Raw genomic sequence first — 19,346 nt, 5'->3', positions numbered from 1 at the left:
CTCTCTCGTTTATTATTTATATCTTAATTAAAATCTTCAATATTCGGGATTTTATAAATCTCAAATACAAAAAAAGATTTGCTTTCTATGAATTCTTCTTTAATGATAATATTCACTTCGTGTGATCGAAAACCCATAACGCCATATTTATCAATATTATTTCTGTCAAATTGAGAAGAAGGATCAAAATCGAAACGCTTTCTTTTGAATTCCGTGAAACCCTTCTCTTCTGTATTGTCATCTATTATTTCCCATTCCGTCTCTTCAACCTGCTGCTTGGTGATAAACCTAAACTCAAATTCCTTCATCGTTCTGAGAACATCTATAATTTCCTGAGTTTTATTTTTATCTTCAATGAAATCAATCTGACAAATCTTATTTCTTAGAAACTCTATTTTATATCTTTCAATTTTAAAAGTAAAAAAATATAAATCCTCATTAAATTTCCCTTCGCTTACAGGAGCATTAATTCCGGCTTTCGAAAACGACTCCAGAGTTTCACTGTCGAAATCTGTCCTTGTAATTATATCTTTGAGACTTTCATAGTCTTTTCCTAAAATTTCTAATAACTGAATCATTGCTTTTTATGTTGTTTGATTCTGTTATGCTTATTATACTTTTTATCTTTTCTTTTTAAGATAATTCCTGAAAGCGGCGGCAGACTTACGCTGATGGATTTCTGATGATTCATGTATTCCTCATACTGTTCACTGAAAATTTCAGGCTTATAACCGCTTCCCGAATACCGTTCATCATCAGAGTTAAAAATAATTTCCCAGTGACTTCCCGCATTTACGCCTATTTTATAATCCAGAACTTCCGGTTTCAGGTTGAGAATCACCATAAAAACATCATCTTTTTTCTTTCCTTTTCTCAAATAGACATACACGGAATTCTCCAGATCATCTGCTTCCACCCATTCAAAACCATCCCTGCTGAACTGATTTTCATAGAAAGCCGTTTCATATCTGTAAAGATGATTAAGATCTTTTACCAATGTCTGCAAACCTTTATGAACAGGATATTCCAGTAAATGCCAATCCAGACTCTGTTTGAAATTCCATTCGCTGGTCTGCCCAAATTCATCGCCCATAAAAAGCAGTTTTGCTCCCGGATGCGTAAACATATACACATACAGTGCGCGAAGATTGGCAAATTTCTGCCATTCATCGCCTTTCATTTTATAGATAAGACTCGCTTTTCCGTGTACCACTTCATCGTGAGACAAGGGCATCATATAATTTTCATTATACATATACATAGAAGCGAAGGTAAGTTTATGATGATGAAACTTTCTGTTTTCGTGTTCTTCTTTAAAATAATCCAGCGTATCGTGCATCCATCCCATCATCCATTTCATTCCAAATCCTACTCCGCCGTCATGAACAGGCTTTGTAAGCATAGGAAAATCTGAACTTTCTTCTGCAATGGTAATGATATTGTCTCCGAATTCTTTATAAACAGCCGTATTAAAATCCTGCAAAAATGCTTTTGCTTCGAGATTTACATTTCCTCCGTAAATATTCGGTTCCCATTCTCCTTCATTTCGGGAATAATCGAGGTGAAGCATCGAGGTTACTGCATCTACACGCAATCCGTCTGCATGATAGCGTTCCAGCCAGAACATCGCATTGGAAATCAGAAAAGATTTCACTTCATTTCTTCCGTAATTGAAAATGTATGATTTCCAGTCGGGATGAAAGCCTTTTCTGGGATCTTCATGCTCGTAAAGATAAGAACCGTCAAATCTGTGCAAACCATTTGCATCACCCGGAAAATGCGAAGGTACCCAGTCTAAAATCACGCCGATTCCATTCTGATGAAGCTCATCAATCAAAGACATCAAATCCTGCGGAGAACCGAAACGTGAAGTGGCTGCATAAAATCCTGTAATCTGATATCCCCAGCTCGGATCGTAAGGATATTCCATCACCGGCATAAATTCTACGTGGGTAAAGCCCATTTCTTTAATATAAGGAACGAGTTTTTTCCCGATATCGCGGTAATTCAGAAACTTTTTCGGATCATTTCCTTCTCTTACCCAGGATCCCAGATGCAGTTCATACACCGACAACGGAGCATTTAACGTATTTTTTTTCCAGCGGTTTTCCAGCCAGTCTTTATCTTTCCATTCGTACCAAGTGGTAGAAACCAATGAGGCAGCCTGAAGATTCTGTTCCCAGCTCAAAGCGTATGGATCACTTTTTTCTAAAATTTCTCCGCGCGGCGTTTCTATAGCATACTTATACAAAGTTCCCCATGTTAAACCTGCAATGAAGCCTTCCCAGATTCCGGATTCGTCCCATCTCGGAAACAGGATGTGGTCTTTATGGTTCCAGTTGTTGAAATTTCCGATTACCGAAACTTTCTTCGCATTGGGAGCCCAGACTGAAAAATAAACTCCTTTTACTCCATCTTTTTCAGCGGAATGTGCGCCGAATTTATCATACAGCTTATAATGCTTACCTTCTTTGAAAAGATAAACATCATGATCCGTAAAAAGAGTGTATGTTTTAACCGAATTCATCACGGTTTTGATTTAATTTTTATATTTTTCTTGAAACTACAAAAAATATCTGCAATAATCATTAATAAATTTTGAATAAATTATTATGTTAAACTCTTTGCAGTACTTGTTTCTATCAAATATACCGCTTTTTTATTCAGTGTTTATCGTTTTAAAATGATTTGTCTTAAAAAGATTTTTTATAAATTTATGCTTTAATTTTACTAAAAACACGGATGAAGTTTGAACTTTACACAGCAGAAAGTGATGAACGAATGGTTTACATCACAGGAAATTTTAACAATTGGAATCCGAAAGACTACAACTTTCAACTTACACAAAAAGACCCCCAAAACTATTTTATCGAAATCGACGATGCCCTTTTGCCGGATATTGTAGAGTATAAATTTACAAAAGGAGGCTGGGAAAATGTAGAACTCGACAAATACGGAAGTATAACCCCAAACAAAAAAGCTTTAAAATCCTCAGGAAAAACATCAGATACCGTTGAAAAATGGAGATTCAACTGGGGACCTTTCAAGGATGAATATTTTCCGATTGCAGAAATTATTTCGGAGGAATTCTACATTCCGCAGTTAGACCGCTACAGAAAAATCTGGGCACTTCTACCCTATGATTATTATGTTTCCGACAAGAAATATCCTGTCCTGTATCTTCAGGATGCACAGAATTTATTTAATGAAGGAAGCGGCTACGGAAACTGGGAAATCGATAAGAAACTTTCCATTCTCTCAGAATACGGTCGTGGAGATGTCATCATCATTGCAGTAGAACACGGAAGCGAAGAAAGAATTAAAGAATATATTTTTGATAACGACAATGTCGCTAACGGATCGGAAGGTAAAAAATACATCCGCTTCATTACAGATACTTTGAAGCCTTATGTCGACCAGACTTACCGCACGAAAAAAGACCGCGACAATACAGGAATAGGAGGAAGTTCTCTTGGCGCACTTATCAGTATTTACAGTGGTTTTCTTTATCCTGAAGTCTACTCCAAACTATTGATATTTTCTCCATCACTTTGGGTGGAACCGAACAACAATTTCCCAATGATGAGCTTCAGGGTTCCTTTTAAAACAAAAATCTACCTTTACGGAGGCGGTCAGGAAGGTTCGAAAATGGTAAAAAGAATCCATATTTTCGAAGAATATTTAAAACGCTGGGAGAAAAAGAATCTTTTCGATTTTGAATTCAGAACAAGCATCAATCCGGAAGGTACGCACAGCGAATTTTACTGGTCGCAGGAATTCCCGAGAGCAATTGAATGGCTTTATTATAACAACACAGAAAACCCGGTGGAAGTAAAACCACATCAGGAAAGCATTAAAAATTAAAATTATGAAATTAATCAACAAAAAAAATAAAAATTATACGCAGGTTTTTCATCTTTTCACAGAAGAAGAATGGACGAAAACCAGCAAAAATTTCAATAAAAACATTTCAACTTTCTTTACGGGTAAAAAGCATGAAGTTTTCGTGAATGCCCATGAAGAAGGTATTACTTACTTTATAGGCTTAGGAAAATCTACTTTGCAGAATTTTGAAATTCAGCAGACTGCCGTTAAATTTTCCCAAACGCAGAAAGGGAAAGTACAGCCTGTTCCCACATTAGTTGTAGCAGATTGCATCAATGAAAAGCAATTTGAAGAATTTGCAAAAGGTTTATTGCTGGGAACCTACAACTATCCTTTCGAAAAAACGCATGCGTTCTGGAATGCTAAATTTGAGCTTCATTTTGAAAATTTAAGCCAGAAAAAATTAGATACCATCAGCAAAAAAGCCGAAGCACTGAGCAACGGACAGACCGCCTGTCAGGAATGGCTGAACAAACCTGCCAATCTTAAAAAACCGGATACTCTGAGTTTATATTTAAAAAATTTAGCTAAAAAATACGATTTAAAATATACTTCTTTCAACAGGAAAAAGTGTGAGGAACTTGGTCTGGGAGCTTACCTTTCCGTTAATCAGGGAAGTGCTTATGATGCAGCGTTTACCATTATTGAATACAAAACCAATCTTAAAAATGCAGTCACTTTCGGCTTGGTCGGAAAATGTGTATTGTTTGATACGGGCGGAATTTCTCTGAAAAATCCCGACAATATGCATTATATGAAATCGGATATGGGCGGTGCAACTGCCGTTTTGGGAACGCTGATTTATGCCGCGGAAATGCAGCTTCCGGTTAATATTGTTGCTATTTTGCCTATAACCGACAATGCTATTTCTGAAAATGCCTTTCTTCCGAGTGACGTTATTACCGCTTACAACGGAAAAACAATTGAGGTTCTCAATACCGATGCGGAAGGCAGGATGATTCTCGCCGACGGACTTTCCTATATGGCAAAAAACTTCAAAACAGATTTTCTGATCGACCTTGCCACGCTTACCGGAAGTTCTGTAAGGATGTTTGGCGATACCTGCGGGGCTCTGTTTTCCAACAATGAAGAATTGAAAAATCTTTTGATAAAAACCGGCGATAAAACCAATCAAAGACTTTGGAATTTACCGCTTTGGGATGTCTGGAAAGACGATATTCAGTCGGATGTGGCAGATATTAAGAATATTTCGATGAAACCTATCGGAGATTGCATTATTGCGGCTAAATTTTTAGAACAGTTTATTGAAAACCATCCTAAATGGGCGCATCTTGATATTGCCGGAGTGGCATTCGGAAATGTAGGATATGCCAAAGAAAAAGCTGCAACCGGATTTGGAGTGCAATTATTAGCCGATTTAATCGAAAATTATCACTAAAAATTAGTTTATTACAAAAATTCTCTGTATAATTGAAATAGAATTTTCAAAAGCGCACAATATTTTAATTTTTAACATTAAATAATTAATAAAAAAACGTTTTTATTTTTGAAAGTTCATCAAAAATTAAAAAACATTGTATGGAGGAGAAAACAATAGTATGTATTTCGTGCTATTACAAGGGTTATGATTTCATGGATGAAATGAAAAAACTCGGTAATAAAATTATTTTAGTAACATCCGAAAATCTTAAAGAAAAAAACTGGCCGTGGCATGCCATTGATGAGGTATTTTATATGCCTGAAGTAAAGCCTTCTGTCTGGAATCTGGATCATCTCGTTCAGGGATTTTCTCATCTCATGCAGACCAGAAAAGTACACGCCGTTATTGCTCTGGACGATTACGATGTGGAAAAAGCTGCGCTTATCCGTGAAACATTCAGAATTCCGGGGATGGGACAGACTACGCACCGTTATTTCAGGGATAAACTTGCCATGCGACAGAAAGCAAAGGATTCCGGAATTAATGTTCCTGAGTTTACGGCAGTTTTTAATAATGATGAGGTTAATCGTTTTATTGATGATGTTCCTGCACCGTGGGTTTTAAAACCTCGTTCTGAAGCTTCTGCTTCGGGAATCAAAAAGCTGTCTTCCAAAGAAGAGCTTTGGGAAGCTTTGAATAATCTTGGGGAAGAGCGTCACTTATTCCTTCTGGAAAGCTTTAAGCCCGGAGATGTTTATCATGTAGACAGTCTTACTTTTAATAAAGAAATTGTTTTCACTTCTGCCTCAAAATATTTGGCTCCGCCGATGCAGGTTTCGCATGAAGGAGGCGTTTTCAGAACAAAAACGCTTGGAAGATATTCTGATGAATTTAAGGCTCTTGAAGAGGTAAATTCGAAAGTTTTATCCAATTTCGGACTAATCAACGGAGCGACTCATACAGAATTTATCCGCAGTAAAGACGACGGCAAATATTATTTCCTTGAAACTTCATCAAGAGTGGGAGGAGCACATATTCCGGATCTTGTGGAAGCATCGAGCAGCATCAATATCTGGAGAGAATGGGCGAAAATTGAAGATGCTTTATTAAGAGGAAAAAACTATGAGGTTTCTAAGCCTACAGGATATTATTCGGGACTTATTGTTGCTTTAATTAAAGACAAAGAGCCGGATTACAATCAGTTTGAATGTGAAGAGGCTGTAAAATTCCTGCCTATCGATTATCATGTCGGAATCGTTTACAAATCGAAAGACTCAGTAGTCGTACAGGAAAGATTAGACACGGCAGCAGAAAAAATTCATGCTGAATTACTGAATATTCTTCCGCCAAAAGACAAACCCATATCATAATTTGAACAGAGAAATTAACATCAAAGAAATTATTGATTTTATAAAATTAAGTTTACACGAAGGTTCTGGTTTAAGAAGTAATTTAGATACAATTAAATCAGGAGAATGGAAAGGTAAACCTTATTATCAATTTACTGATTAAACCCAAATACGAAAAAAAATGCCACAGATAGAGCATACAGATTATTATTCACACATATTAGGAACAAGTCTTAAAGTGGAAGTTACAGGATATTACGGTTATCCGATCATCATGTTTCCGACTTCACAGGGACAATATACCCAAAACCATGATTTTCATCTTAACGGAAGCATCAACTGGTTTATAGAACAGGGAAAAGTAAAACTGTACAACGTTCAGACCATAGACGGATGGAGTTTTTATGACAATAATATTTCCCCTCAGCAAAGGATTAAAAATTATGAAAGATATGTTCAGTTTCTGATTCAGGAATTTGTTCCTTACGTTCAGAAAATTCATAAGACGCACCGCGTTGCGGTAGCAGGAGCAAGTTTCGGAGGATATCATGCGGCTAATTTTGCTTTCCGTTTTCCGGACGTTGTCTCGCATCTGTTCTGTCTGTCAGGAGCATTCAGCATTCGAAATTTTATGGACGGCTATTCCGATGAGCTGGTTTATTTCAACTGTCCGCGCGAATTTGTAAGAAATGATGAAGCATGGAAATACAAACATATGCATATCGTTTTGAGTACTTCCGATCAGGATATCTGCAAAGATAAAAACGTGGAAATGGCAGAAATTTTAGCTTCCAAAGGCATTGATTTCTGGTATGATGAAAGAAAGTGGATTAATCACGACTGGCCACTCTGGAGAATGGTTTTCCCAACTTTTATCGGAGCATTCTTTTCTTAAAAACTTAAAAATTAATATTAAAATACAACATTAAAAAATACATTTATGGCAAAAAAAGTAGGAATTCTATTCGGTATGGAAGATACGTTTCCTTGGGCGTTTATTGATAAAGTTAACGAATTGGGAGGCGGAGAAATCATCGCAGAACCTGTACATATCGATAAACTTGAACAGGGCGCAGATTACAGATATGCTGTAATTATCGACAGAATTTCGCAGGATGTGCCTTTTTACAGAGCGTACCTGAAAAATGCAGCATTGAACGGAACGTATGTCATCAACAATCCTTTCTGGTGGAGCGCAGACGAAAAGTTTTTTAATAACGCTTTAATGACGAAACTGGGAATTCCGCTTCCGAAAACAGTTTTGCTTCCGTCTCACGAAAGACCGACAAATACTTCAGAAACCTCTTTCAGAAATTTGAAATTCCCTCACGACTGGGATTATATTTTCGATTATGTAGGTTTTCCTGCGTACATGAAACCGCATGACGGAGGCGGATGGAGAAACGTATACCGCGTGGAAAATCCTGAAGATCTTTGGTCGAAATTAAGCGAAACTGAGCAGTTGGTTATGATGGTTCAGGAAGAAATTATCTTTGACGATTATTACAGAGTATACTGTTTAGGCAAAAAATATGTTCATATTATGCCTTATGAACCGAGAAATCCTCATCATCTGAGATATGCAACTACACATCAGACGCAGGGTGAAGAACTGGAAAAATTATTAAAAACAATTCACGACTATACCATCAAAATGAATGAAGCGCTTGGCTATGATTTCAACACGGTAGAATTCGCGGTAAGAGACGGAATTCCTTATGCAATCGACTTCTGTAATCCGGCTCCGGATGCAGACAAAAATTCTGTAGGAGAAGAAAATTTTGCATGGATCGTAGAACACGCAGCAAAATTAGCGATCGAAAAGGCAAAAGAATATGTTCCGGGAAAACCAAACATCTCTTGGGGAACTTTCGTAAAAGATTCTGTAAAATAAGAATATCAACAAAAAGCACGAAAAAAAATGCATCAATTTACTATTGGAATCGAAGAAGAATATCAGATTATTGATGTTGAGAGCCGGGATCTGGTTTCTCATGTTTCGAAAATTATTGAAGGCGGAAAAGCTGTTTTAAGTGAAAATTTAAAGCATGAAATGCATGAATCCATGATTGAAATGGAGACAGGCATCTGCCAGAATATTCAGGAGGCAAAAGCCGAATTAACGAATTTAAGAAGACATCTTATAAAAACCGCCCACGAACAGGGACTGAGAGTTTCCGGCGGCGGAACGCACCCCTTCTCTAACTGGGAACACAACACCATTACAAACGGAGAGCGTTATATTAAGATTGTGGACGATATGGGTGATGTGGCAAGAGGAAATTTAATTTTCGGACTTCATGTGCATATCGGAATTCCGAACCGTGAAGAAGGCGTAAGAATACAGAATGTGATGAGGTATTTCCTTCCGCACGTTTATGCACTATCAACAAATTCTCCTTTCTGGATCGGAAGAAATACAGGCTTTAAGTCTTACCGACAGGAAATTTTTGTAAAATTCCCAAGAACCGGAATTCCAAGCTTTTTTAATTCTTTAGCTGAATTTGACAGCTATGTAGATCTTTTGGTAAAGACAGGAACCATTGATAACGCTAAAAAAATATGGTGGGATCTCAGAGTTCATCCGTTCTACCCTACGATCGAATTCAGAATCTGCGATATGCCGATGAGAATTGATGAAACCGTTTGTCTCGCTGCCATTATGCAGGCTTTGGTTGCAAAAATCTACAAACTTCATCAGCAGAATTTAAGTTTCAGAAGTTACAGAAGATTACTGTTAAACGAAAACAAATGGCGTGCTTCGAAGAGCGGAATTGAAGCTCACTTAATTGATTTCGGAAAAGAAGAATCTGTTCCATATCCGGATTTATTAAAGGAACTTCTTGAGTTTATTGATGATGTAGTGGACGAATTGGGATGCAGAAAAGAGGTTGAATATGCATGGACCATTCTTGAAAACGGAACCGGAGCAGACCGACAGCTTAAAGTATTCAATGAAACAGGTGACCTTACGAAAGTTGTTGATTATATGATCTCAGAAACAGAGTATGGCATAACACACGGTGAAACTGCTTCATAATTTTTTGGTAACTTTGTAAAAAATATGAAGTCGTATGAATGATATTCGAATTGCTTTGCTGGACATGAACAACAATCATGTTAATCAGGGTTTTAAAAATATTAAAGAAATTTCCGAAGCATTTAAAAAGAACTGTATTCAGGAAAACGTAAGCATTGAAACATTTGATGTAAGATTTAAAAATGAAATGCCCAATGTAGAGGATTTCGATATTTTTATTTCTTCGGGAGGTCCGGGAGATCCGCACAGAGAAGGTCTTGAATGGGAAGATAAATTTGCTCAGTTTCTGGATAATGTTTTTGAACATAACCAGTACAGCGATGATAAGAAATATCTGTTTCTGATCTGTCATTCTTTTCAGCTGGCAAGTATTCACTGGAAACTTGGAAATATCTGCAAAAGGAAATCCTATTCTTTCGGTGTAATGCCGGTTCATAAAACCGAAGAAGGAGAACAGGAATTTTTATTCAAAAATCTTCCCGATCCTTTCTATGCTGTAGATTCCAGAGCGTATCAGTTTATCGAACCGGATCATGACCGTTTTGAGGAACTGGGTATGAAAATCGTTGCCATTGAAAAATTCCGCCCGCACATTAACCTTGAAAGAGCGGTAATGGCGATTCGTTTTTCGGAGGAAATATTCGGAACACAGTTTCATCCGGAAGCCAATCCTGCAGGGATGATTGAAAATCTGAAAGACGAAAAGAACAAGCAGGCGATGATCGAAAATTTCGGAATGGAAAAGTATCTTGAAACTGTAGACAGAATGGATGATGAAGATAAGATTATCCTTACTCAGGCACAGATTCTGCCGAGATTTTTGCAGTTCGCAAAAAAAAACGTTTTGAAGCAGGCAGAAGCAATGGCTTAAATTTGTAATACACGAAATTATCAATACAAAAAATCGGGCAAAAAACTGTCCGATTTTTTAAATCACAAAAAGAAAAAGAATTATGATTCCAAAATACAGAAAGCAATTTAATCAGGAATTTTCTCAGGAAAAATACAATCAGTTTAAAGAAATTTTAAAACAGAAAAGTGGTCTGGAAGCCGGATTCAGAATTTCCGAAAGTCCTTTGTTTTTAACAAAAGAATTTGAATCCAAACTTATTGATGCCAGCGAAAGCATCATTACACAGATTAAAAATCTTCCTGAAGAAACTTTACAAAAAGCGATTCCTGATAACTGCAGGGTTCCCAACGACACAAAACAGCCTCACTTTTTCACGATAGATTTCGGGATCTGCAAGAGCGAAAACGGCGAGATTGAACCTCAGCTGATCGAGCTGCAGGCTTTTCCTTCACTGTATGCATTTCAGAAAGTTTTTGAGCAGACATTCTGTGATGTTTATCCTTTTCTTTCGGAGCTGCAAAATAAAACACCTCATGAAGATTTTAAAAATTACATGAAAGATTTAATTCTGGGTAATGAAAATCCTGAACATGTAATTCTCCTTGAAATTTATCCTGAAAAGCAGAAAACCGCTATCGATTTTGTTCTGACTGAAAAATTACTGGGAATAAAAACGGTATGTTTAACCAAAATAAAAAAAGACGGAAGAAAATTATTCTATGAAAACGATGGAAAATTAACAGAAATCAGAAGGATTTACAACCGTGTTATCTTTGACGAATTAGACCGGATTCCGGATCTGAAAACTGAATTTGATTTCCGTGAAGATGTTGATGTAATCTGGGTTACGCATCCGAACTGGTTTTTTAAAATTTCTAAATTCCTCCTTCCGCTTTTACAGCATCAGTTTGTTCCGAAAAGTTATTTTCTGCATGAATTCCCGGAAAGTGAAAACCTTGAAAATTTCGTTTTAAAACCTTTATTTTCTTTTGCAGGAAGCGGAGTCAATTTAAATCCGACAAAGGAAATTACTGATGCTATTGAGGATAAAGAAAACTATATTTTGCAGAGAAAGGTAAACTATGAGCCGATTTTTGAGGATATCAACGGAGAGTTTTCAAAAGCAGAGATCAGGTTACTGTATATCTGGCGCGAAAATGACGAACGTCCTATTCTACTGGAAAATCTGGGCAGAATGACGAAAGCAGCCATGGTAAATGTAGATTTCAATAAAAAGGATGCGATCTGGATCGGAAGTTCGAATGCTTTTTTTGCGGATGAATAGATTATACGAATAAACAATGGAAGAAAAGTCAGCTTTTGAAGAGTTTGAAACGCAGGGCAATACACGAAGAAGGAGTTTATTGCCGCTCTGGATCAAAATATTTTTATGGTTCTTTTTGATTGGAGGTTTTTTTGCGGTCATTTTTTTAATGATTGCACCTTTTTTAAGTAATATAAGCCTATCGCTTTATGGCATCAATGCCAATCATCCTTACACTTTACCCGGAATAATTGTAACATTACTGTTAATATTCAAAGGAATTGTTGCCTACGGACTTTGGTTTGAACAGAAATGGGCGCCACAAACTGCTATTATTGATGCTTTTTTGGGTATTGCAATTTGTATCATCATGATGTTTGTTATTCCTTTTACGGTTCCAAATATAAGTTTTACCATAAGATTAGAATTAATCCCTTTATATTTTTATCTGGTTAAAATGCAGAAAATAAAATCTATCTGGGAAAATATGTAATAAAAAAGCTTCGAATTTCGAAGCTTTTTTATTTAGTTTCGGCGGCATCGAAGATGCCGCCGAAACTTTTAAATCATAGTATGATTATATTTTATCATCTTCAAGCAATTCTCTCGCCTGATATTCCTGTACGAGATCAATCGCATTGGAAATCACGTCACTTAAAGCGGTAATGAAGGTTCCTTCTTCAGCCATTCCCATGGCGTGTTTCAGAGCTTCAATTTCTTTTGGTATAATCTCATAGCTTACATCTCTTCCGGAAGACTGCATTCCTTCGATAATTAAGCCGTTGATTTCATCTTCCGTTCTTCCGCGAAGATGTTTCTCGTTTCGGATGATAATATGATCGAACATTCTTCCGGCAATTTTCCCACATTCCCTGATGTCATTATCACGTCTGTCTCCTACCCCGGAAATAATTCCGATCTTCTTCGTTGCTTCTACATTTTTAAGATAATCTTCAATTGCCTCATACCCTGCAGGATTATGCGCAAAATCGATCAGTACTTTAAAGCTTTTGAATTTAAATACGTTCAATCTTCCCGGAGTAAGCTGCGCACTTGGTATAAATGTTCTTAAAGAATTCGAAATATCCTCGATCCCGAAACCGTAGAGATAGGAAGCCAGACTTGCTGCTAAGACATTTTCGATCATGAATTTAGCCTTTCCTTCCATCGTGATCGGGAAATCTTTTGCCTTTCCGATCCTGATCTTCCAGTCTCCTTTTTTAATGGTGACAAACCCTTCTTCATACACACAGGTAATTTTACCTTCTTTAGCGAATTTTTTTATGTGCGGATTGTTTTCATCCATACTGAAAATGGCAACATTAGAATGGAGATCATTAACAATTCTCATGGAATATTCGTCGTCGGCATTCATTACGCTCCATCCGTTTTTCTTCACGCTGTCCAGAACAACCCTTTTTACTCTGGTAAGATCTTTCAGGTTGTGGATATCGTTCATTCCCAAATGATCTTCTTTGATGTTGGTTAAAACACCGATGTCACACTGAGAAAATCCTAAACCGGAACGTAAGATTCCGCCTCTTGCAGTTTCCAGAACGGCAAATTCTACCGTTGGATCTTTCAGAATAAATTCAGCAGAAAGAGGCCCTGTTGTATCTCCTTTCGTCAACATCGTATTTTGAATATAAATTCCGTCTGATGTGGTGAAACCTACTCTGTAGCCGTTGCTTTTAACGATATGGGAAATCAGTCTTGTGGTGGTTGTTTTTCCATTCGTTCCTGTTACTGCAATAATCGGGATGGTAAAAGGTTTTCCCTGCGGATAGAGCATATCTACAACGGGAGCAGCTACATTTCTCGGCAATCCTTCACTTGGAGCCAAGTGCATTCTGAATCCCGGAGCTGCATTTACTTCGATGATGGCACCGCCGCTTTCTTTTAAGGGCTGGGTTAAATTTTCTGCCATAATATCAATTCCGCAGACATCAAGACCAATGATTTTTGAAATTCTTTCCGCCATGGTAATGTTTTCCGGATGCACCATATCGGTAACATCAATAGAAGTTCCTCCTGTAGAAAGATTGGCTGTTGATTTCAGATAAACCACTTCCCCTTTCTGCGGAACGGTTTCCAGAGTATACTGAAGTTTTTCAAGAAGCTCTGTGGTATCTTTATCAATTAAGATTTCGGTTAAAACATTTTCGTGTCCGTAACCTCTTCTCGGATCTTTATTTTCTTTATCAATTAACTGCTGAAGATTCAGTTCTCCGTCTCCTACAACGTGAGCCGGAACTCTTCTTGCAGCGGCAACCATTTTATTGTTGATGACCAAAACTCTGAAATCGTATCCGGTGATGTATTTTTCAACAATAACTTTTCTTGAGTATTTCTGAGCGTGTTCAAGACCTATTTTTGCAGATTCCCAGTCGTTCACATTAATCGAAGAACCTTTTCCGTGGTTTCCGTCCAATGGTTTAATCACAACAGGATAACCGATTTTTCTTATCACACTTCCTAATCCTTCCTCATCCACAATCAGATCTCCGATAGGAACAGGAATTGCCGCATCGTGGAGCATTTTTTTTGTTAACTCTTTATTACAGGCAATATCTACCGCAATTGAACTTGTATTTCCTGTAATCGTCGCCTGAAATCTCTGCTGATTTACGCCATATCCCAACTGAACCAAAGAGTTGGTTCCCAGACGGATCCACGGAATTCTTCGGGAAACCGCTTCTTCCACGATACTTCCCGTAGAAGGACCAAGGCGCACTCTTTCCCTGATTTCTTTTAGTTTTTTTATACAGGCATTCAAATCGTACTCTTCCCCTTTTATTAAAGCTTCTGCAATTTTCACCGATTCTTCGGCTGCGTAAATTCCTGCATTTTCTTCGATATAGTTGAATACGACATTGTACACTCCCGGAGTTTTTGTTTCACGCGTTCTTCCGAAACCAACGTCCATTCCTGCTAAAGTCTGGATTTCCAACGCGATATGCTCAATAACGTGTCCCATCCATGTTCCAGTTTCGATACGGTGAAAAAAACCGCCTTCTACTCCTTCGGAACATCTGTGAGAGAACAAAGAGGGAATCAGTTTTTCTATTCTTTCTCTGAAACCGTCAATTTTATTGGTTGGGAAATTCTCCATTTCTTCGAGGTCCAATCTCATCTGTATCAGTTTCTTTCTTCTGATGCTCCAAATGTTTGGTCCCCGTAACGCCTGTATCTTCTCAATTTTCATAGTCTATTTGCATTTTTTTTGTTAACAATAACTCCATTTAAAATCAAAGATAATGTAAAACCCGAAACGAAACTATACCACAGTTAAACATTTATTAAAAAATGAATAAAAAATATTAAAATTTTAAAAATCTCAGGAATAGAGAACAATATATTGAAACTTATTTGAATGTCTGCCGTCATTAAAGATTGTTTAATAAGGATTAGTAACAACCGTTTTATGTTAGCTGTTTACATCTAAACTTTTTTACCGCAAAAGATTGTAACACTTTAGTTGTTTAAGTTTAATCCTTAAATGAAAAGAAAGAGCAGATAAGTTTAAAAAAAATCAAAGATTTTTTCTCTTTGCAGACTTGTGAAATACTTTACATACATCCAATAAAGTCTTTTGTACCTCTTTCGCGGTTAAATTCAAAATGAGTTTAAACTTTCTTTAAAAAATTAAACAAAGATATTCTAAAAACCTTTAATAGCTGAACCAATTTGCCACAGAAACAAACGATTCTCTTTTTAAATCCATAGAATCGTTTGTATGTCTTTACCGGTTTCAAGCTTTTCTTTTTTTCGTATCTCTGCCTTTAATGGCAGTAAGTACGTTTCATGTTTGGAGTCAAACCAGATAGCTGTCTCCCATTCGCTCTCTCCAATTCGTGCTTTTGCCTTTAACCGCCCCCATCCTTCTTCTTCCGATTTTAAATTTTTTCTGATTTCTTCTGCCAGCTTATTCGGAAGCGAAACAAAATACCAACCGCCCTTTCCGAAGGACTGCCACATTTTTGTAGTAAATTCATACTTTAGTCTTCCTCTTTTTTTCAGATTCATAGCTGTTTTATAGTCAATGATTTAATCAGAATAATGGTCTTATTTTATTTGTGAATTTTGATGGACTAACTTTTGTCAGTTTAATGATATTACAACCATTAAAAGAGGCAAAAGATTTCATCCTCTCTACAAACGATTCTTTCCATAATTCGCTGTCAATACTTGTATTTTCAATGTGTAAATGGATGATTTCAAATTCTTTTTCTTTTCTGTGCGCCTTACAATCCACCCGTCCTATAAAGGTGTCGCCAAATAATACAGGTAAACAGAAATAACCGTATTGCCTTTTCTCTTTTGGTGTGTAACATTCAATCTTATAATCAAAATTAAAAAACTGTTTTATTCTGTCCCGATGAATAATTGAATTGTCAAATGGCGATAAAATACGAATGTCTGAACTGGTTTTGTTTAACGAATTTTCAAGTGAACTTTTATTCACAAAAACAGAAGGCATATTTTCAATATTTACTTGTTTTATGGTTCCTTCCTGAAGCATTGATTTTAAGACGATGTCAACATTTTTTCGTATTAATTCTCCTGTTTTAAGATGGGTAATTTGCTTTACTGTCGTAAATCCATAGGCTTTCAAATAGGTTTTTACTAAATATTCAGCGAATTCGAGTTCAGTTGGTAAAGCTGTATCAATTGTGTTTGGTAAAACATTTTCAGTAAGGTCATACGTTTTTTGCATTCCCTTTCTGCCTGTAATCATTAAGTCACCTTGCAAAAAAAGTCTTTCAAGAGCTATTTTTGTAGGTTTCCAGCTCCACCAGCTTCCCGCTTTTTTGGTTTTATTTTCAAAATCCCTTGCTCTTTTGGGACCTTCTCCACGAATGGTATCTAAAACATACTTCATCACTTTTGGGTCTACATTGTAATAATGCGTTTTGCTTTGTTTCACCCCTATCATTTGAGGCAATGCAAACCGAAAATCCTTTATGGACAGATAAGACGCAGCATGAAACCAATATTCAAATATTTTATGTTCTTCAACCAATTCATCTAAATATTCTGCTTTATAATCAGGTATTCTCGTCCAAAGTGTATGATGATGAGCTCTTTCAACAACTGATAAAGTGTCAATTTGTAGATATCCAAGATGTTCTAATGCCTGAAGAACTGCATTTTTACCTTTTCCAAAAGGATATGGTTTTGTTAATCCCTGACTTTCTAATGTCAAAAAACGAAGCTGTGATAAAGTCAATTCTTCCGTCATAATTGTTATTACGAAAAATTCAATAGAATTACTAAAGTTGAACCTTACAATAATGTTTGGTAAAAGCACTTCTGCCCCCATTTTGACAAACCATTGTTATCTGCTTTCATTTACTATTCGTTTTCAATTATTAAACTGATCAATCATAAAGACTAATAACAGTCATATATTTACAGAATTGTCCTATTTTAATATTTGTTATACCAAGTTTGTCGATATGCTAAATAAATCATAGACATTTTGCAATATCAGATTTTCCTGCTTTTGTAAAATCATATTTTACTTTTTTTATATCAGCGTATAATGTAAAGTTGCTTATAATTAATATGTCTCCATTAGTTTCAAATAATGATTTCTCTAAATGTCCATTTTCACCATTCAATATTCTTAGGCTGCTTATTTTTGATGAAATTTGTTCAATTATTTACTGTGTCTGATTTACTAAATCTAATTAAACAACTATTACTTTTTTTATTTTTGAATAAATTTGATTATAAATTAATAGTGACAAATTTAAAAACTCTTTGTATTACTGATCTCATATTTTTAAGAAATTATTTTATTATAAATCAAAATTGTGCTTTCTACAAATCCCGTAGCAAATTCAAACGCATTTTCATTCCAATCTGATTCGTCAAGTAAGTGAAAATGTAAATGAGATGGCAAATATGTGTCTTTTGAATCTTCTTGAATTTTTCTAAACCAAATTTTCCATAAATCATTAATTTGACCATTTATGGCATATTTTAAGTCTTTTTCAAAATTATTTTTAAGTTTTTCAGAAAATTTATTAAGTTGTGCATTTATTGTCGGCTTATTATTTGATTTTAACAAATTATTAATTACTTCAATTCCTAATTGTTCGGTTGCAAGAATAACAAACCAAATTAGATCGGAAAATATTTTATTTCTTTGTAAAACAGGAGTCATTTTTATTATTTCTTGAACTAATTTACTTTCTTGCACTCTGTCAATTAATATAATTTCATCATAAAGATGTTCGTGGTTTTTTTCGTCTTTACTTCCAAAATCTAATGAAAGTGGTGTGTAAGGAAGCACTCTGTATTTGCCAATTTGATATTGAGGCGAATAAATTGATGAAATTCTTTCTTCATTAAAGAATTGGTTTAAACTTTTTTCATCAGATAACAAATCTTTTGTTGTGTGACCCTCTCCCCAAGTTTTAAAATATTTATCTAAATCATTAAAAGGTTTATCAAACTTTGACTCTGAAATTGGAGCTATTTTTAGTACTTTGCCTTTGTACTTGTCTTGCGCAAAATATTGTGCGAAAAAATAACTAAAAGTGTTTTCGTCAAAAATATTAAACTGTTTTGCTATTGTTCTTAAGATTTGTAAATGGTCATTAAGTTGTTTTTCTATTGCACCCAATACACTTGGAAATTGAGAGAGTACTCTAATATGTTCTGGTAATAAGTCTAATAGTTCTTTATCCAAAAATGTTATATTATTTAATGGCTTTGATATAATGGAAACTAAATTATGGTCTAATCTTTTGCCAATTGCTTTTTCTCCCCAAAGAGTTTTAGAAAGTTCAAGATAGTATTTACTTATTTTTGCTAATTTTTCACTGTTGATGAAATCTTTTCTTTCAAAATGAACGATTTGTCTTAAATCAACTTCAAAGCCAAATTTTGAATAAAGTTTTCCTTTCCTATCTCTACATTTATCTAACCCTTCATTAATTTGTGTTTCATTTAAAGTTTTAAATTGTCGAATAGTTTTATTAGAACTCATCCACTCACTATCAGCCAACATTACTCTTATTGGCTTTTTAAGAATTTTACTAACTCTATAAGCTCTACCAAACTCACATAGAAGAGCAATAGAGTCATCAACTGGACTTAAACCACCACATAAAAGTATTGTCTCTGCTTTTTTAATTTGTTCGGAAGTTTTTATATTGTAAAATTCTACTTGTTCGTCTTCTTTTCTAATCAGCTCTAATAAATTTAAAGAATCCGTACTAAAATTTGAAGATAATTCTAAATAAGGTTTGTCAGTTGGTTTTCCAATAGACATATAAATCAACTTAGCAATTAATCTTTCAGGTATTGCAATAAACAACAATTCATCAACTCCTTTTGGATCATCGTGTGATTTTTGACAAGCATCAATTAATCTATCCTGAAAAGTAGCATTCTCCTTATTTGAATAAATTGCTAAAAAGTCAGGTGCTTTATCTGATGAGTTTTTTACTCTTGAAGAAGTTCTATCTGATGATAATTTAGATAATGTATATAATGAAACCATTTTTTAATTTACAAATTTTTATAGGGTCATTTAAAAAATAACAATTAACATTTGCATC

Annotated in this window: 16 protein-coding genes; 9 read left to right on the top strand and 7 right to left on the bottom strand. The window is 35.5% G+C overall.

From position 1 onward, the window contains the following. Nucleotides 1–23: 23 nt before the first annotated feature. Both AC52CF_RS08865 and glgB read right to left on the bottom strand, forming a co-directional pair. On the bottom strand, nucleotides 24–578 hold the full coding sequence (locus tag AC52CF_RS08865; protein ID WP_214589917.1) for a hypothetical protein: 555 nt from the start codon (nucleotides 576–578) through the stop codon (nucleotides 24–26). Beyond that, on the bottom strand, nucleotides 575–2,527 hold the full coding sequence (gene glgB, locus AC52CF_RS08860; RefSeq protein ID WP_214589918.1) for a 1,4-alpha-glucan branching protein GlgB: 1,953 nt from the start codon (nucleotides 2,525–2,527) through the stop codon (nucleotides 575–577). The genes AC52CF_RS08865 and glgB overlap by 4 nt, the downstream gene beginning before the upstream one ends. Before the next feature lie 215 nt (nucleotides 2,528–2,742). Here glgB and AC52CF_RS08855 point away from each other — a divergent pair, with 215 nt between their 5' ends. The 9 genes from AC52CF_RS08855 (at nucleotide 2,743) to AC52CF_RS08815 (ending at nucleotide 12,265) form a co-directional block, all read left to right on the top strand. After that, nucleotides 2,743–3,864, top strand: a complete 1,122-nt coding sequence (locus AC52CF_RS08855) for an alpha/beta hydrolase (RefSeq protein ID WP_496518078.1) — start codon at nucleotides 2,743–2,745, stop codon at nucleotides 3,862–3,864. Nucleotides 3,865–3,868: 4 nt separating this feature from the next. Beyond that, nucleotides 3,869–5,284, top strand: coding sequence for a M17 family metallopeptidase (locus tag AC52CF_RS08850; protein ID WP_496518077.1), 1,416 nt, complete (start codon nucleotides 3,869–3,871; stop codon nucleotides 5,282–5,284). 140 nt (nucleotides 5,285–5,424) lie between these two features. Then, nucleotides 5,425–6,636: an ATP-grasp domain-containing protein gene (locus AC52CF_RS08845; RefSeq protein ID WP_375181314.1), complete on the top strand. Its 1,212-nt coding sequence runs from the start codon at nucleotides 5,425–5,427 to the stop codon at nucleotides 6,634–6,636. A gap of 160 nt (nucleotides 6,637–6,796) precedes the next feature. Further along, entirely contained in the window at nucleotides 6,797–7,510 is a 714-nt protein-coding gene (locus AC52CF_RS08840; RefSeq protein ID WP_375181315.1) for an alpha/beta hydrolase-fold protein, read from the top strand. 45 nt (nucleotides 7,511–7,555) lie between these two features. Next, nucleotides 7,556–8,509, top strand: a complete 954-nt coding sequence (locus tag AC52CF_RS08835; RefSeq protein WP_496518076.1) for an ATP-grasp domain-containing protein — start codon at nucleotides 7,556–7,558, stop codon at nucleotides 8,507–8,509. 27 nt (nucleotides 8,510–8,536) lie between these two features. Beyond that, on the top strand, nucleotides 8,537–9,655 hold the full coding sequence (locus AC52CF_RS08830) for a carboxylate-amine ligase (RefSeq protein ID WP_076390024.1): 1,119 nt from the start codon (nucleotides 8,537–8,539) through the stop codon (nucleotides 9,653–9,655). A 34-nt stretch (nucleotides 9,656–9,689) separates the two neighbouring features. Continuing rightward, entirely contained in the window at nucleotides 9,690–10,526 is an 837-nt protein-coding gene (locus tag AC52CF_RS08825; protein WP_375181317.1) for a type 1 glutamine amidotransferase, read from the top strand. 82 nt (nucleotides 10,527–10,608) lie between these two features. Beyond that, the gene (locus AC52CF_RS08820) at nucleotides 10,609–11,793 is read left to right on the top strand and encodes a hypothetical protein (RefSeq protein ID WP_375181318.1); all 1,185 of its coding nucleotides are present in this window, start codon (nucleotides 10,609–10,611) and stop codon (nucleotides 11,791–11,793) included. Between the two features lie 16 nt (nucleotides 11,794–11,809). Beyond that, entirely contained in the window at nucleotides 11,810–12,265 is a 456-nt protein-coding gene (locus AC52CF_RS08815) for a hypothetical protein (protein WP_375181319.1), read from the top strand. An 84-nt stretch (nucleotides 12,266–12,349) separates the two neighbouring features. Here AC52CF_RS08815 and cphA read toward each other — a convergent pair whose 3' ends face one another. From cphA to AC52CF_RS08790, 5 genes are all read right to left on the bottom strand, one after another. Continuing rightward, the gene (gene cphA, locus AC52CF_RS08810) at nucleotides 12,350–14,977 is read right to left on the bottom strand and encodes a cyanophycin synthetase (protein ID WP_375191127.1); all 2,628 of its coding nucleotides are present in this window, start codon (nucleotides 14,975–14,977) and stop codon (nucleotides 12,350–12,352) included. A 509-nt stretch (nucleotides 14,978–15,486) separates the two neighbouring features. Further along, the gene (locus AC52CF_RS08805; RefSeq protein ID WP_496518075.1) at nucleotides 15,487–15,798 is read right to left on the bottom strand and encodes a DUF1905 domain-containing protein; all 312 of its coding nucleotides are present in this window, start codon (nucleotides 15,796–15,798) and stop codon (nucleotides 15,487–15,489) included. 25 nt (nucleotides 15,799–15,823) lie between these two features. Further along, nucleotides 15,824–17,014, bottom strand: coding sequence for a winged helix-turn-helix domain-containing protein (locus AC52CF_RS08800; RefSeq protein ID WP_214589928.1), 1,191 nt, complete (start codon nucleotides 17,012–17,014; stop codon nucleotides 15,824–15,826). Nucleotides 17,015–17,243: 229 nt separating this feature from the next. Beyond that, nucleotides 17,244–17,396: a D-aminoacyl-tRNA deacylase gene (locus AC52CF_RS08795; protein WP_214589929.1), complete on the bottom strand. Its 153-nt coding sequence runs from the start codon at nucleotides 17,394–17,396 to the stop codon at nucleotides 17,244–17,246. Between the two features lie 164 nt (nucleotides 17,397–17,560). Beyond that, on the bottom strand, nucleotides 17,561–19,288 hold the full coding sequence (locus AC52CF_RS08790) for a hypothetical protein (protein ID WP_214589930.1): 1,728 nt from the start codon (nucleotides 19,286–19,288) through the stop codon (nucleotides 17,561–17,563). Nucleotides 19,289–19,346 lie beyond the last annotated feature (58 nt).

This window comes from Chryseobacterium sp. 2P, from assembly GCF_059579425.1.
Note: the sequence above shows the minus strand (reverse complement) of the source record. Positions and strands in the feature narration are given on the sequence as shown.

Coding starts and splice junctions, on each gene's coding strand:
- AC52CF_RS08865 (WP_214589917.1), bottom strand. CDS start 578: ATGATTCAGTTATTAGAAATTTTAGGAAAAGACTATGAAAGTCTCAAA.
- glgB (WP_214589918.1), bottom strand. CDS start 2,527: ATGAATTCGGTTAAAACATACACTCTTTTTACGGATCATGATGTTTAT.
- AC52CF_RS08855 (WP_496518078.1), top strand. CDS start 2,743: ATGAAGTTTGAACTTTACACAGCAGAAAGTGATGAACGAATGGTTTAC.
- AC52CF_RS08850 (WP_496518077.1), top strand. CDS start 3,869: ATGAAATTAATCAACAAAAAAAATAAAAATTATACGCAGGTTTTTCAT.
- AC52CF_RS08845 (WP_375181314.1), top strand. CDS start 5,425: ATGGAGGAGAAAACAATAGTATGTATTTCGTGCTATTACAAGGGTTAT.
- AC52CF_RS08840 (WP_375181315.1), top strand. CDS start 6,797: ATGCCACAGATAGAGCATACAGATTATTATTCACACATATTAGGAACA.
- AC52CF_RS08835 (WP_496518076.1), top strand. CDS start 7,556: ATGGCAAAAAAAGTAGGAATTCTATTCGGTATGGAAGATACGTTTCCT.
- AC52CF_RS08830 (WP_076390024.1), top strand. CDS start 8,537: ATGCATCAATTTACTATTGGAATCGAAGAAGAATATCAGATTATTGAT.
- AC52CF_RS08825 (WP_375181317.1), top strand. CDS start 9,690: ATGAATGATATTCGAATTGCTTTGCTGGACATGAACAACAATCATGTT.
- AC52CF_RS08820 (WP_375181318.1), top strand. CDS start 10,609: ATGATTCCAAAATACAGAAAGCAATTTAATCAGGAATTTTCTCAGGAA.
- AC52CF_RS08815 (WP_375181319.1), top strand. CDS start 11,810: ATGGAAGAAAAGTCAGCTTTTGAAGAGTTTGAAACGCAGGGCAATACA.
- cphA (WP_375191127.1), bottom strand. CDS start 14,977: ATGAAAATTGAGAAGATACAGGCGTTACGGGGACCAAACATTTGGAGC.
- AC52CF_RS08805 (WP_496518075.1), bottom strand. CDS start 15,798: ATGAATCTGAAAAAAAGAGGAAGACTAAAGTATGAATTTACTACAAAA.
- AC52CF_RS08800 (WP_214589928.1), bottom strand. CDS start 17,014: ATGACGGAAGAATTGACTTTATCACAGCTTCGTTTTTTGACATTAGAA.
- AC52CF_RS08790 (WP_214589930.1), bottom strand. CDS start 19,288: ATGGTTTCATTATATACATTATCTAAATTATCATCAGATAGAACTTCT.